Origin of the sequence: Sphingomonas panni (genome assembly GCF_022664435.1) — a bacterium.
GTDB lineage: Bacteria > Pseudomonadota > Alphaproteobacteria > Sphingomonadales > Sphingomonadaceae > Sphingomonas > Sphingomonas panni.
In genome coordinates, this window is sequence record NZ_JAKREU010000009.1 from 106,210 (window position 1) to 119,935 (window position 13,726).

Consider the following 13,726-nt stretch of genomic DNA (forward strand, 5'->3'; position numbering starts at 1 on the left):
TACACGCCGGCGTTGCGCCTCTTTCACGACCGGTAGCGGCAATGGATTCCCGCCTGCGCGGGAATGACGAAAATGGCTACCCCTCCGCCGTCAACCGCTCGCCATGCCAGCGCACATGATCGGGCAGGAAGGTCGAGATGAAGTAATAGCTATGATCGTATCCCGGCTGCATCCTGAGCGTGCAGTCGATCCCGGCATCGGCGCAGGCCTTGGCCAGCAGTTCCGGCCGCAGCTGTTCGGCCAGGAACTGGTCGGCATCCCCCTGATCGATCAGCAGTTCGCGCACCCGCGCGCCATCCTCGATCATCGCCACCGCATCCGCCGCGCGCCATGCCGAACGGTCCTTGCCCAGATAGCCGCCCAGCGCCTTTTCCCCCCACGGCACCTGGCTCGGTGCGACGATCGGCGCGAAGGCGGAGATGGAGCGGAAGCGGTCCGGGTTGCGCAGGCCGATGGTCAGCGCGCCATGTCCGCCCATCGAATGGCCGGTGATCGATTGCCGCGCGCAATCCAGCATCGGGAATTCCGCCGCGATCAGCGCGGGCAGCTCATCCTCGATGTACGAGCGCATCCGATAATGCTTGGCCCACGGTTCCTCGGTCGCATCGACATAGAAGCCCGCGCCCAGCCCGAAATCCCACGCGCCGTCAGGATCGTCGGCGACGCCCTCGCCACGCGGCGAGGTGTCGGGCGCGATGAAGGCGATGCCGGCTTCGGCACACGCCGCGCGAAACTCGCCCTTGTCGGTCACATTGGCATGGGTGCAGGTCAGGCCCGACAGATACCACAGGATCGGCGCGCGCTGCCCTTCCTCCAGCGGGGGCACGAACACCGAAAAGGTCATGGTCGTGCCGGTGGCGGTCGATTCATGCGAATAGACGCCCTGCGTGCCGCCATGGGCGCGGGCGGTCGAAACGGTCTTCATGGACGCTCTCCGTCAATGGCTGTCGTCGCGCTATAGGCGACGGACGGGTGGACGGGATAGCCGGTTCCCCGAACCCTCGACAGCGCGGGGCAGATCGTCGACAGGACGGGCATGGCGCGACTGATCCTGCTCAACAAACCCTACGGCGTGCTGTCGCAGTTCACCGATCGCGGGACGGAGGGCGCGCGCGCCACGCTGTCGGATCATGTCGCGGTGCCCGGTGTCTATCCCGCCGGGCGACTGGATCGCGACAGCGAGGGATTGCTGCTACTGACCGATGACGGCCGTCTGCAGGCGCGGATCGCCGATCCCCGGTTCAAGCTGCCCAAGACCTATCTGGTACAGGTGGAGGGCGCGCCGGACGAAGCCGCGCTCGACCGGCTGCGGCGCGGCGTGGTGTTGAACGACGGCCCGACCCGCACGGCCGAAGTGAGGGCGATCGATCCGCCGGAACTATGGGATCGGGTGCCACCGGTGCGCTTTCGCAAGTCGGTGCCCGATCACTGGCTGTCGATCACCATCCGCGAAGGCCGCAACCGGCAGGTGCGGCGGATGACGGCAGCGGTCGGCCTGCCGACGCTCCGGCTCGTGCGCTGGCGGATCGGCGAGTGGAGTGTCGAGGGGCTGGTACCGGGGGAATGGCGGGAAGTAGTCGCCTGACGCAGCCGATCCGTATCACCGCGCAGGCGGGGATCCAGGGTTGCAAAGCGCGACGCCCATGGCTCTGGATCCCCGCCTGCGCGGGGATAGGGCCTGTCGCAGGTCGAACCCAACCTTTCGTCACTCCCGCGAAGGCGGGAGTCCATAGACGCTGCCGTCCCGGATCGAGCCGAACCGGCGGCGGCAATGGATTCCCGCCTGCGCGGGAATGACAGAAGCCCCCACCCGTCACCCCGGATCAAGTCAGGGGTGACGAAGCGGAAAGGCCGACCCCCTCACGCCGCGTTTTGGTCGATCCCCAGTTCCCCCAGCTTGCGATACAGCGTCGACCGCCCGATCCCCAGCCGGCGGGCGACCTCGGTCATCCGTCCGCGATAATGACCGATGGCGAGGCGGATGACATCGGCCTCGATCTCCTCCAGCGCGCGCAGATTGCCGTCGGGACGGAACAGCGTGACGCCGCCCGCGACATCGTGGCGGTGGACCGGGCGCACGGGCTGTGGCGCGCCGCCCGCCGCGATCTGCGCGATCTCCGGGAAATCGGCGCGGGTCAGCGCATCGCCGTCGCACAGCACCGCCGCGCGGAACAGCGCGTTCTGCAACTGCCGCACATTGCCCGGCCAGGGATAGGTGCCCAGCAGCGCGATGGCCTCGTCGGTGATGCCGAGCGGCCGCAGCCCCGGTTGCTGCGCGATCCGTGCCATCAGGTGGCGGGCGAGCGCCGGAATGTCGCCGATCCGGTCGCGTAAGGGCGGGATCGTCACCTGCACGACGTTGAGGCGATAATAGAGGTCCTCGCGGAAGCGCCCGGCCTCGACCTCCTGCGTCAGCGTCTTGTTGGTCGCGGCGACGACACGCACATCCACTTCGCGCGGGTGGCGCGCGCCGACCGCATGGACCTCGCCCGATTGCAGCACGCGCAGCAGCTTGACCTGCGTCTCGAACGGCATCTCGCCGATCTCGTCGAGGAAGATCGTGCCGCCGTCCGCTTCCTGGAACCGCCCGATCTTGCGTTCGAATGCGCCGGTGAACGCGCCCTTTTCGTGACCGAACAGCTCGCTTTCGACGAGATTGGCAGGGATCGCGCCGCAATTGACGCGGACCATCGGCTTGCGGGCGCGGGGGGAGGCGGCATGGATCGCTTCGGCCACCACTTCCTTGCCGACGCCGCTCTCACCCTCGATCAGCACGGGTACCCGTGCCCGCGCCGCCTTGGCCGCGATGGCCAGTGCCGCGCGGAACTGCGGGGCGGACCCGACGATCTCGTCGAACGCCAGCGTCATCGACAGTTTTTCGGTCAGCGGGCGCAGCTCGCCGCGCGTCGCTCCGCCGGCCGCCGCCTCCAATGCGGTCAGCAGCCGTTCGGCGGCGATCGGCTTGACCAGGAAATCGCTTGCCCCCGCCCGCATCGCCGCGACCGCCCCGGCGACCGATTCATTGGCGGTCAGCAACAGAATCGGCAGCGCCGGGCGGTTGCGGCGCAGCTCGGCGATCAGCGCGGTGGCATCGGCATCCGGCGACCAATGGTCGAGCAGCACCGCATCCAGCGCCATGCCGTCGGGCGTGCCGAGCATCGCCAGTGCCGCTTCGCCATCGCGCGCGAACATCGTACGCCAGCCGCGCCGCGCCGCAATCGCCGCGACCAGCCGTCGCTGGGCCGGTTCGTCGTCGATGACCATCAACAGCCTTTGCCCGTCACGCGTCATATGCTGTCCATGTGTCCCTATCGTCCCGTAACGATGCAACCATGCGCCAACGTTCGTAAAATTCGGCTTAAGCAGAGGACGATGCTGCGATTCTCCGGTTCGTCGGACGGGAGGTTTCGCGCGGGGCTTGGCGGGCCGGTGGCGGCGCGCTAGGCTGCCGGGACAAGAATAACGATCGAGGGGAGATCGAATGGCCATCGACAGCCGCCCGCCCGCCCATGCCGGGACCTATACCGGCTTCCTGCGCTGGTTCACCTGGGGCGCGATCGTCTGCGCCGCGCTTGCCGCATTGGTCATCTATCTGATCGCCGGCTGACGTGAAGGTCGCGCTGCTCGCCGAACAGGCCGCCGGCGAACGCCGGGTCGCCGCGACACCCGAAACGGTCAAGAAGCTGATCGGCCTCGGGGCCACGGTGGCGGTGGAGGCCGGTGCGGGGGCGGGGGCGTCGATCGACGATGCCGCCTATGCCGCCGCCGGTGCGACGGTCGGTCCGCGGGCGCAGGTGCTGGCCGATGCCGATATCCTGCTGTCCGTGGCCGCACCCGCGCCCGACAGCCTGGGCGGCGTAAAGCCGGGCGCGTGGCTGGTGGGGGCGCTCAACCCGTTCGGCGACCGCGCCCGGATCGATGCCTATGCCGCGCTGGGCGTGGAGGCGCTGGCGATGGAATGGATGCCGCGCATCACCCGTGCCCAGTCGATGGACATATTGTCGTCGCAGGCGAACCTGTCGGGGTACAAGGCGGTGCTGGACGCCGCGGCCGAATATGGCCGCGCCTTTCCGATGATGATGACCGCCGCCGGTACGATCAGCGCGGCGCGCGTGTTCGTGATGGGCGTGGGCGTGGCCGGGCTGCAGGCGATCGCCACCGCCCGGCGGCTGGGCGCACAGGTCAGCGCGACCGATGTGCGCTCGGCGACGAAGGAACAGATATTGTCGCTCGGCGCCAAGCCGATCTTCGTCGAGAAGGTAGCGGGCATCGAGGGCGAGGGCGCAGGCGGCTATGCCGGCGAAATGAGCGCGGAATATCAGGCGGCACAGGCCGAACTGGTTTCCGCCCATATCGCCCGGCAGGACATCGTCATCACGACCGCGCTGATCCCCGGCAGGCCCGCCCCCCGGCTGGTCAGCGATGCGCAGATCGCATCGATGCGACCGGGCAGCGTCATCGTCGATCTGGCGGTCGAGCAGGGCGGCAATGTCGAAGGGTCGGTCGCAGGAGAGGTCGTGCAGCGTCACGGTGTCAACATCGTCGGCCATCGCAACGTGCCCAGCCGCCTTGCCGCCGATGCATCGGCACTGTTCGCGCGCAACCTTTACAACTTTCTGGCGGCCTATTGGGACAAGGACGCCGGCCGCCCGGTCCTGCCCGCCGATGACGAGGTAACGCAGGCGATCCGCCTGACGCAGAACGGCCAGGTCGTGAACGCGCGCCTGACCGCTTGAAGGGGGAAATAATGGGTCTGTTCAGCAGCCACGAGGTCGATCCGGCCGAAATTCACGAGAAATACGGTCATGCCCTGATCGCGGGGGAGGAGGTGCTGGCGGCGTTCCGTTCGCTGCGCGACACCGCGTTCCTGACCAACCTGCGTTTCGTGCTGGTCGATGTGCAGGGGATTACCGGTTCGAAGATCGCGTTCCGCAGCGTGCCGTACCGCTCGATCACCGGCTTCTCGGTCGAAAGCGCCGGGACCTTCGACCTCGACAGCGACCTGCATTTGTGGGTCACCGGACAGGCGACGCCGATGGTGCTGAAGGTCAGCCGCAACGCCGACCCCGCCGCGATCCAGCGGTTGCTCGCGGAACTGGTGCTGGCAAAACGGTGAGGGGGGCAGCTCCCCTTATCCTCCCCGGCACGGGGAGGGGGACCGGCGCAGCCGGTGGAGGGGGGCTTCCGCGCGAGGTGCGGCCGGAGGTGAAGGTAGCCCCAAATCCTCCCCATGCTGGGCATGGGGAGGGGGACCACGCGCAGCGTGGTGGAGGGGCTTTCACGGTCCTGCAGGCGCGACGCCTGCGGCGCGAAATGAGCTTGCCCGAAGTGCTGCTGTGGCAACGGCTGCGACTTGAACCCTATGGCTTGAAGTTTCGTCGCCAGCACCCGGTGTTGAAGTACGTCGTCGATTTCTACTGTGCCCGAGCGAAGTTGGCGATTGAGATCGATGGCGAGGCGCATGATCGGGGGAGCCACCCTGCGCGCGATGCCGAGCGGGACGCCGTCCTCGCTGCGCACGGCCTGACGGTTCTGCATATCCCCGCTCGTGACGTCCTAGCCGCCCCTGGTGTCGCGGCCGAAGCGATCGCGGCCACCGCGCTGCCCCTCCACCCCCGGCTGCGCCGGCGGTCCCCCTCCCCAAGCGTGCTTGGGGAGGATCTTGAAGGATAACCCGATGGACTTCCTCTCGATCCTGTCGATCTTCGTCCTCGCCTGCTTCGTCGGCTATTATGTCGTCTGGTCGGTGACGCCGGCACTGCACACGCCGTTGATGGCGGTCACCAATGCCATTTCCTCGGTCATCATCGTCGGCGCGCTGATCGCCGCCGCAGCAGCCGGCGTGCCCGGCGCGAAGTGGCTCGGGCTGCTGGGCGTGGTGTTGGCCAGCATCAATATCTTCGGCGGGTTCGCCGTGACCGAGCGGATGCTCGCCATGTACAAGAAGAAGGGGTGAGCGCGATGCACGAGGCTGCGCCGGTCAATCCATGGGTCGCCTTCGCCTATCTGGCGGCGGGGGTGTGCTTCATCCTCGCGCTGCGTGGCCTGTCGTCGCCCGCGACCAGCCGGCGGGGCAACCGGCTGGGCATAGTCGGCATGGGGATCGCGGTGCTGACCACGATCTTCACGCATTTGCCGCAGCAGGACGTAACTGTATTCGCCCCGGCTGGCGACTATACATACTGGACGCAACTGACGCTGATCGACAGCGTCACCTTCGCCGAAATCCTCGCCGCCATCGCCATCGGCGCGGTCATCGGCCTGACCACCGCCAAGCGGATCGCGATGACCGCGATGCCGCAACTGGTCGCCGCCTTTCACTCGCTGGTCGGGCTGGCGGCAGTGCTCGTCGGGATCGCTGCCTATCTCAATCCGGGGGCGTTCGGCATCTCGTCGGTCGTCGTGCCGATGATCGGCGAGGCGTTCAACGTCATCAATCCGGTCAGCAAGGTCGAGATGGGCCTCGGCGTTGCGATCGGCGCGATCACCTTTTCCGGCTCGGTCATCGCCTTCCTGAAGCTGAACGGCAGCATGTCGGGCAAGCCGATCCTGCTGCCCGGCCGGCACGTCATCAACCTCGCCACGCTGGCTGCGATCCTGCTGCTGGTCGCACAGTTCGCGCATACGCAGGATACGTGGCCGTTCTGGGCGGTGGTCGTGCTGTCGTTCGCGATCGGATTCCTGCTCATCATCCCGATCGGCGGGGCGGACATGCCGGTCGTCGTGTCGATGCTCAACAGCTACTCTGGCTGGGCGGCAGCGGCGATGGGCTTCACGCTTGGCAATACCGCGATGATCATCACCGGCGCGCTGGTCGGATCGTCGGGCGCGATCCTCAGCTACATCATGTGCCGCGCGATGAACCGCAGCTTTATCAGTGTCATCGCCGGCGGCTTCGGTGCGACCGACAGTGGCGGCGGCGATGCGGCGGCGATCGATCGCCCGTGGAAGCGCGGCAGCGCCGAGGACGCCGCCTTCCTGATGCAACAGGCCGAACAGGTCATCATCGTCCCCGGATACGGCATGGCGGTGGCACAGGCGCAACACGCGCTCCGCGAAATGGGCGACAAGCTGAAGGAACATGGCGTCCGCGTGAAATATGCGATCCACCCGGTCGCCGGGCGGATGCCGGGGCATATGAACGTGCTGCTCGCCGAGGCGAACGTGCCCTATGACGACGTGTTCGAGTTGGAGGACATCAACAGCGAATTCGCACAGACCGACGTCGCCTTCGTCATCGGTGCCAACGACGTGACCAACCCGGCGGCCAAGACCGACAAGACCTCGCCCATCTATGGCATGCCGGTGCTCGACGTCGAAAAGGCGAAGACCGTGCTGTTCATCAAGCGGTCGATGGGCGGTGTCGGCTATGCCGGGGTCGATAACGAAGTCTTCTATCGCGACAATACGATGATGCTGCTGGCCGACGCCAAGAAGATGGTCGAAGAGATCGTCAAGTCGATGGAATAAGCGGGGCCGGGCACGGCTCCACCATACAGAGGCTCGCCAACGCGGTCCGTTCACCCTATCGGGTCCGTATACGGTCGCGGCGGGAGGATGGCTTGACGGGTTTCGAAGGATTTGGTGGGCCGGCAGTGCGGCGGGCGATCGTCATCGCCGACGATGCGATTGCGGCGGAGGATGCGGCGGTCGCGGCACGGGCGGCGGGGGTGCAGGTCGGCGACACCATCGGCTTTGCGGCGCTCGCCGAGGCGCTGGACGCCATTCCCCATGCCGATCTGCTGCTGGTCGAGGCGGCGGGCATCGCACCGGCTTTGCTCGATAGTGTGCTACCGATGCTGGCGCTCAGGGCGCAGCGCGACCGGGCGCAGATCGTCATCAACTTCCCGCTCGACCTGCTCGATCTGGTATCGCTGCATCTGCTGGGCGGACCGGCGACCCTGTTGTGCGATGCCCGGCCGGAAGAACGGGTCGCCGCCATCGCGCTGAGCGGCGGTATCGGCGGCGGGGTGCAGGCCGCCGAGCGCGATGCCGAACGGCTCCGCCGGCTGAATGCCGAGATCGCCCGCATCGCCGAAGCGCTGCTGAAGCTCAGTCGCGATGGCCCGGGTGGCGATGGCGTGCGCGACCGTGCCGCGGACTTCGTGGCACCACCGACCGATGACAGCGCGCCGGTCGAGATTACCGCCGCGACCGTGCGCGGTGCGATCCGCGCGCGGCGGCTGCGCGACCAGTATTTCGCCGACGGGCTGTTCGCCGATCCGGCCTGGGACGTGCTGCTCGACCTGTTCGCCGCCCGGCTGGAGGGGCTGACGGTATCGGTGTCGAGCCTGTGCATCGCCGCCGCCGTTCCGCCGACCACCGCGCTGCGCTGGATCACCGCGATGACCGATGCCGGGCTGTTGATGCGGCGCGAGGATCCCAGCGACCGCCGCCGCGCCTTCGTCACCCTCACCGCGCGGGCGGTGGCGGGGATGGAGGGCTATGGGCAGGCGGTGGCGAAGGCCGGGTTGGGCTGGGCGTAGGGCAGCGGGCGTGCGCGGCGGGACTGTTGGGGGGTTGGTAGTAAAGCCCGGCCCGATCTGTCCCCCGCCGCCTGTGTCGTCCTGGCGAAGGCTGGGGACTACCCGTTTGTTGGCGCGTCGTGGGTCGTGAGCGAGAATCCGGCGGACATCGCGCCCGCCCACGCCGTCAGTCGTGGCGAAGCCACGCCTCATGGCGCGGGCTTCGACCCGCTGGCCGCACTTGCGCATGGGGAGTGCTGCTGGGCAGCACGTCCTGCGCTGCGTGGTGGTGGGCGCTGACGGGCTCGAACCGCCGACCCTCTCGGTGTAAACGAGATGCTCTACCAACTGAGCTAAGCGCCCCTTACCGGGAGAGGTGCGGAATACCGTGGTTTTCGAGACATGCAAGCGGGATTCCAGCGGAGACCAGAAGAATGCAGTAGAAACGCGAGGACCACGAAAGAAGATGCAACACCCCGTTACTCTTGCTAGTGGAATGTAACGTGACGTTGCATGGCGATCGGGTCAGACAGCAAAGATATGGCGCCCCAGCCCGCTGACAGACCCCAAAGGATACACGATGCTCGTCGTGATCGGATTCAAGTTATGGCAGTTCGAGGTAAAACTCCTCGAAATTACGATCTGCCAAACATGAACCCCCTATCCCGGTCTGACCGCCGGGGCGGGGGTAGGGTCGAAGTTTCCGCAGTAGGATACAGGATGCAAGCCGACGATCTTCGCGACCTGCGCAAGGGGCTGGGAATGAGCCAGCAGGAACTGGCCGACAAAATAGGAATGAGCCGCAAAGCCATCAGCGAAATGGAACGCGCCGCCGCCCCAATCGAACGACGCACCGAACTGGCGGTTCGCTACGTGGCGCTGTTACACGAATTGGGTCGATCGCTTTCCGTTTCCTGATCCGGGACCGCCGCTGCATTCAAGACCCTGTTCACCATTCGCCGACCGGCCAAAGACGGGTCAAGGGCAATGGGGAAGCGTAATGGCGATTTCGAAGATGATGGCGGTGCCGCCGGCCGTGACGGATGCGGCGCCGGTGCAGGCGGCCGCGATCTGAACCGATCCGTCGACCAGCGGGTGGCGCAGCGCGCGTCACCCGTCGTGATTTTTACTTCTCTTCCTTCCACACGTCGACGCCGGCCGCCTTCGGCTCCCCGATTTCGGCTTGTCCGGCCAGGCTGTGGTCGGTGTCGTCAGCCAGCGTGTCGAGGTGCATCCACCGCTTCACGATCGGGGAGAGCAGCAGCACGACCATGCCGATGCCGATCGTCCACCACCCGATGCTGTTATAGACCGACAGCGTGCCTTCCTTGGTCATTTCGCCGTCATGGCCGCCGGTCGCCTCACCGATCTTGCCCGCGACGAAATTGCCGACCGCCGTCATGTAGAACCATGCGCCCATGATGAGCGAAGCCAGGTGTTTCGGCGCCAGCCGGTTCATCGCCGACAGGCCGACGGGCGACAGGCACAGCTCGCCGGTCGTCTGGAAGAAATAGATCAGGAAGACGAACAGCACCGGCGTCGCGATTTCCGGGCCGACGCTGTTGGCACCCCATACGAACACCAGGAACGAGAAGCCGACCTGCAGCAGCGCCAGCGCGAACTTGGCCGGAGCCGAGGGTTCCAGCCCGCGCTTGCCCAGTGCCACCCACAAGGCGGCGAACACCGGCCCCATCAGCACGATGTAGATCGGGTTGATCGACTGGAACAGCGACGCCTCGAACCCCTGCCGATCGACGAAACGGTCGGTGTAGAGGTTCAGCGATCCGCCGGCCTGTTCGAACAGGCCCCAGAAGATCGGGTTCAGCGCGATCAGGAACAGGATGGCGAACATCCGTTCGCGCGGTTCCTTGGGCAGCTTGAACGATTCGTACAGGACATAGCCGAGCAGCGCGACGCCGGACACGATCAGCAGGTTCTGGATGACGGACTGATACTGGATCAATGCCCAGATGACGGCGATCGACGCCAGCCCCAGGCCGTAGAGCAGCCATTCGGTCCGGGCCGCCAGCGGCCGGGGCGCTTCGCCCTGACCCTTCAGCAACGGCTTGCCGAGCATGAACACGACCAGGCCGAGCAACATGCCGAGGCCCGCCGCACCGAAGCCATAGGACCAGCCATAGGTTTCGCCGAGATAGCCCGCGAGGATGGTTCCGATCGCCGCGCCGACGTTGATGCCGACATAGAAGATCGTGTACGCGCCGTCCCGGCGGATATCGGTACGGCCGTACAACTGCCCGACGATGACCGAGATGTTGGCCTTCAGGAATCCCGAGCCGACGATGATGCACGCCAGCGCCGCCCAGAAGATGTTGATCGCCGGATCGGCCTGTTTGAGCAGGGGATCGGTAACGCCGGTCTGTCCCTCGAACGCCATCAGGATATGGCCGGCGGTCAATACCAGCGCACCGAACAGCACCGCCTTGCGCTGTCCCAGGTATCGGTCGGCAAGGTAACCGCCCAGCACCGGCATGATATAGACCAGCGAGGTATAGGCCCCGTAGATCAGGTTGGCCTGTCCGTCACCGAACAGCCAGTGCTTCGTCAGGTAGAAGATCAGCAGTGCGCGCATCCCGTAATAGGAAAAGCGCTCCCACATCTCGGCGAAGAACAGGACGTACAGCCCCTTGGGATGGCCGGCGAATTCTTCGCCCTTGCTGGCGGCGGCGACGCCGCCCAGCACGAGCAGCAGGATCAGGAACCCTGCTGCGATGGATGGAATGATGGGTAGGCCGAACAAGGATGCATCCCCCGCAAAAAACTGGCGCGTCCATCGCCTCTTGCGGGCGGAACACGCGGATCGACCGAGCCTAACGGCGAAAATCGCGATGCCAAGACAGATTGTTGCGCCGGGGCAGATTGTTGCAAATGTCACGATGCTTGGCGTGGGTGGCTGCTGCGGCTACATCGCCTGCCATGACCTTCAACGACCGCTCCTCGCTGACCGGCTATTTCCAGACCCGCCGTTCGGGCAAGCCGCGCGACATGGTCGCGCCGGGGCCGAACGACGCCGAGATCGACGCGATGATCGCCATCGCCGCGCGCACGCCCGACCATGGCAAGCTCGCCCCCTGGCGTTTCGTCGTGATCCCGGCCGACAGGCGCGCGGCGTTCGCTGCATTGCTGCGACAGGCGCAGCTGGCGGAAAATCCCCAGGCGACCGAGGCGCAGCTGGAGGCGTCGGACCGTTTCGCGAACGAAGGCGAGGCGCTGGTCGTCATACTGTCCGCGCCGGTCGACAGCCATATCCCGCGCTGGGAACAGGAATTGTCGGCGGGTGCGGCGACGATGAACCTGCTCCATGCCGCGCACGCCATGGGCTATGTCGCCAGCTGGCTGACCGGCTGGGCCGCATATAGCGATAAGGTGCGCGACGCGTTCGGTGGGCCTGACGACCGTATCGCCGGCTTCGTCTTCATCGGCTCGCCGGGCCGTCCGCTCGACGAACGGCCGCGTCCTGATGCGGCGCGGGTCCTGCGCCGCTGGGAAGGGTAAGCGGGCAGGGCGGCCCGAGCAGGTTCTGCACGGTTCCGAACCCTATCCGTGATGGACATTTTCGCCGCTTGCTGTATTAAGTCAGCATGACAGCGATCGATCACGAAGACACGCCCGTATATCTTCGCCTGCGCGCGCTGATCGCGGCCGCCATCCTGCGCGGGGAATATCGTGCCGGGGACCAGTTGCCATCGGTCCGGGCCTTTGCCGCCGAACATGGCGCGAACCCGCTGACCGTGGCCAAGGCGTATCAGACATTTCAGGACGATGGCTATGTCGAGGTGCGGCGCGGCGTTGGCATGTTCGTGCTGCCCGGCGCGGTCGAGCGGTTGCGCATGGCCGAGCGCGATCGGTTCCTGACCGGCTACTGGCCGCGGATTCGCGCGCATATCGACCTGCTGGGCCTTGACGCGCACGCGCTGTTGGACGAACGCGCGCCGGCCTGACCCGGAAGTGCGGCGGACCGGGGGCGGGCATCGTCCGATGCCGCTTGCAGTCTGGAACCTTTCGTGTCCTCGTCGGTCCTTGGTACCCTTTGTAACGGAACTGTGACGCGGTGGTGGCGTTCCCTTTTCAACAGGGAGACTGCCGTGGAACGAACCGTATCGATGCCGACCCGCGTTCCAATATACGCACTGCATGGCCGCAACAACTGCCCCAGCTGCGGCGCGTCGCAATGGTTCGTCGGGCGCATCATCGCCGAATGTGCATGCTGCGGCGATACCTTGCCGATCAACCACGCTGTCCGCCCGACCCAGCTGACCGCACTGCGCAACATCGCAGCGTAGGTTTTCCCGGGTAAGTCGTCGCCCCAACAGAGGCTGGGCATCCCGCAGCTGGGCGCGCGCGCTTACTGAAAGATCCCGGCGTCGGCTGGGATGACGCTTGCGAGAAATCGAGCCAGGCTTACTCCCCCTTCATCTCCATCGCCCGCGCGTACAGTTCGCGCCGATCCATCCCCAGCGCCTTCGCCACTTCGCCCGCCGCCTTCGACGCGGGCAGCCGGGTCAGCGCCTCCCGCAAGGCCGTGTCGGCATCGTCCTGCGTCGCCGGCGGCGGTGTACCGGGCGGGGCAACGACGATCACGATCTCGCCCCTGGGCGGCGCATCGGCATAGCGTTGCGCCAGCACCGACAGCGTGCCGGTCACGCATTCCTCGAACCGCTTGGTGATTTCGCGCGCGACGCCGCATTCGCGTTCGCCCAGCCGTTCGGCCAGTGCGGCGAGGGTGGCGGACAAACGCTGCCCGCTTTCGTAGAAGACCAGCGTCGCGCGCACGCCCGCAATCTCGGTGATCGCGTCGGCACGGGCATGGGCCTTAGACGGCAGGAAGCCGGCGAACAGGAACCGGTCGGTCGGCAGGCCCGCCAGCGTCAGCGCCGCGATCGCCGCGCAGGGGCCGGGAATGGTGACGACGGCATGGCCCGCCGCGCGCGCATCGCGCACCAGCTTGTACCCCGGATCGGAAATCAGCGGCGTGCCGGCATCCGACACCAACGCCACCGCCTCGCTGCCCATGCGCGCGATCAGGCCGGGGCGCATCCCTTCGGCATTATGGTCGTGATACGGAATCATCGGCCGCTTGACCCCGATATGGCGCAACAGCCCGGCAGTCACTCGGCTGTCCTCCACCGCGATCACGTCCGCCCGCGATAAAATATCGGCGGCACGGATAGTTAGGTCACCGAGATTGCCGATGGGGGTCGCGACGATGTAGAGGCCGGGGGCAAGTTTTTCGGTCATCAGGG

16 protein-coding genes and 1 tRNA gene are annotated in these 13,726 nt (G+C 66.5%); 12 read left to right on the forward strand and 5 right to left on the reverse strand.

Annotation, left to right across the window (positions count from 1 at the left end; all coding sequences use genetic code 11):
• Positions 1-76: 76 nt before the first annotated feature.
• The gene (fghA, locus tag MF609_RS16255; RefSeq protein ID WP_242417196.1) at positions 77-925 is read right to left on the reverse strand and encodes an S-formylglutathione hydrolase; all 849 of its coding nucleotides are present in this window, start codon (positions 923-925) and stop codon (positions 77-79) included.
• 111 nt (positions 926-1,036) lie between these two features.
• Between fghA and MF609_RS16260 the strand changes: the two genes are divergently transcribed.
• Entirely contained in the window at positions 1,037-1,585 is a 549-nt protein-coding gene (locus MF609_RS16260) for a pseudouridine synthase (RefSeq protein WP_242417197.1), read from the forward strand.
• 275 nt (positions 1,586-1,860) lie between these two features.
• Here the strand turns inward: MF609_RS16260 and MF609_RS16265 are convergent, their stop codons facing one another.
• Complete coding sequence (locus tag MF609_RS16265) at positions 1,861-3,291, reverse strand: sigma-54-dependent transcriptional regulator (protein WP_242417198.1); 1,431 nt, start codon at positions 3,289-3,291, stop codon at positions 1,861-1,863.
• A gap of 190 nt (positions 3,292-3,481) precedes the next feature.
• Here MF609_RS16265 and MF609_RS16270 point away from each other — a divergent pair, with 190 nt between their 5' ends.
• The 7 genes from MF609_RS16270 (at position 3,482) to MF609_RS16300 (ending at position 8,486) form a co-directional block, all read left to right on the forward strand.
• Entirely contained in the window at positions 3,482-3,607 is a 126-nt protein-coding gene (locus MF609_RS16270; RefSeq protein WP_242417199.1) for an aa3-type cytochrome c oxidase subunit IV, read from the forward strand.
• Position 3,608: 1 nt separating this feature from the next.
• Positions 3,609-4,736, forward strand: a complete 1,128-nt coding sequence (locus tag MF609_RS16275; protein WP_242417200.1) for a Re/Si-specific NAD(P)(+) transhydrogenase subunit alpha — start codon at positions 3,609-3,611, stop codon at positions 4,734-4,736.
• 11 nt (positions 4,737-4,747) lie between these two features.
• On the forward strand, positions 4,748-5,116 hold the full coding sequence (locus MF609_RS16280) for a PH domain-containing protein (protein ID WP_242417201.1): 369 nt from the start codon (positions 4,748-4,750) through the stop codon (positions 5,114-5,116).
• Positions 5,117-5,313: 197 nt separating this feature from the next.
• On the forward strand, positions 5,314-5,673 hold the full coding sequence (locus tag MF609_RS16285; protein WP_242417202.1) for an endonuclease domain-containing protein: 360 nt from the start codon (positions 5,314-5,316) through the stop codon (positions 5,671-5,673).
• Between the two features lie 4 nt (positions 5,674-5,677).
• Positions 5,678-5,956, forward strand: coding sequence for an NAD(P) transhydrogenase subunit alpha part 2 (locus tag MF609_RS16290; protein ID WP_055757824.1), 279 nt, complete (start codon positions 5,678-5,680; stop codon positions 5,954-5,956).
• A gap of 5 nt (positions 5,957-5,961) precedes the next feature.
• Positions 5,962-7,470 carry an NAD(P)(+) transhydrogenase (Re/Si-specific) subunit beta gene (locus MF609_RS16295; protein ID WP_242417203.1) on the forward strand — a complete coding sequence of 503 codons (1,509 nt, stop codon included), beginning with the start codon at positions 5,962-5,964 and terminating at the stop codon, positions 7,468-7,470.
• A gap of 92 nt (positions 7,471-7,562) precedes the next feature.
• A complete protein-coding gene (locus tag MF609_RS16300; protein ID WP_242417204.1) occupies positions 7,563-8,486 on the forward strand; it encodes a winged helix DNA-binding protein in 924 nt (307 codons plus the stop codon).
• Positions 8,487-8,752: 266 nt separating this feature from the next.
• On the opposite strand, the gene MF609_RS16305 is transcribed toward MF609_RS16300, so the two are convergent.
• A tRNA-Val gene (locus MF609_RS16305) sits at positions 8,753-8,828 on the reverse strand.
• A 357-nt stretch (positions 8,829-9,185) separates the two neighbouring features.
• Between MF609_RS16305 and MF609_RS16310 the strand changes: the two genes are divergently transcribed.
• Complete coding sequence (locus MF609_RS16310) at positions 9,186-9,383, forward strand: helix-turn-helix transcriptional regulator (protein ID WP_242417205.1); 198 nt, start codon at positions 9,186-9,188, stop codon at positions 9,381-9,383.
• Positions 9,384-9,591: 208 nt separating this feature from the next.
• On the opposite strand, the gene MF609_RS16315 is transcribed toward MF609_RS16310, so the two are convergent.
• Positions 9,592-11,223 (reverse strand): peptide MFS transporter, encoded by a 1,632-nt coding sequence (locus MF609_RS16315; protein WP_242417206.1) that lies wholly within the window; start codon positions 11,221-11,223, stop codon positions 9,592-9,594.
• Positions 11,224-11,399: 176 nt separating this feature from the next.
• On the opposite strand from MF609_RS16315, the gene MF609_RS16320 reads away from it, so the two are divergent.
• The 3 genes from MF609_RS16320 (at position 11,400) to MF609_RS16330 (ending at position 12,766) form a co-directional block, all read left to right on the forward strand.
• On the forward strand, positions 11,400-11,978 hold the full coding sequence (locus MF609_RS16320) for a nitroreductase family protein (RefSeq protein ID WP_242417207.1): 579 nt from the start codon (positions 11,400-11,402) through the stop codon (positions 11,976-11,978).
• 86 nt (positions 11,979-12,064) lie between these two features.
• Positions 12,065-12,424, forward strand: a complete 360-nt coding sequence (locus MF609_RS16325) for a GntR family transcriptional regulator (protein WP_242417208.1) — start codon at positions 12,065-12,067, stop codon at positions 12,422-12,424.
• A 144-nt stretch (positions 12,425-12,568) separates the two neighbouring features.
• Positions 12,569-12,766 carry a hypothetical protein gene (locus MF609_RS16330; protein WP_242417209.1) on the forward strand — a complete coding sequence of 66 codons (198 nt, stop codon included), beginning with the start codon at positions 12,569-12,571 and terminating at the stop codon, positions 12,764-12,766.
• Positions 12,767-12,884: 118 nt separating this feature from the next.
• Here the strand turns inward: MF609_RS16330 and rsmI are convergent, their stop codons facing one another.
• The gene (gene rsmI, locus MF609_RS16335) at positions 12,885-13,721 is read right to left on the reverse strand and encodes a 16S rRNA (cytidine(1402)-2'-O)-methyltransferase (protein WP_242417210.1); all 837 of its coding nucleotides are present in this window, start codon (positions 13,719-13,721) and stop codon (positions 12,885-12,887) included.
• Between the last annotated feature and the right edge of the window lie 5 nt (positions 13,722-13,726).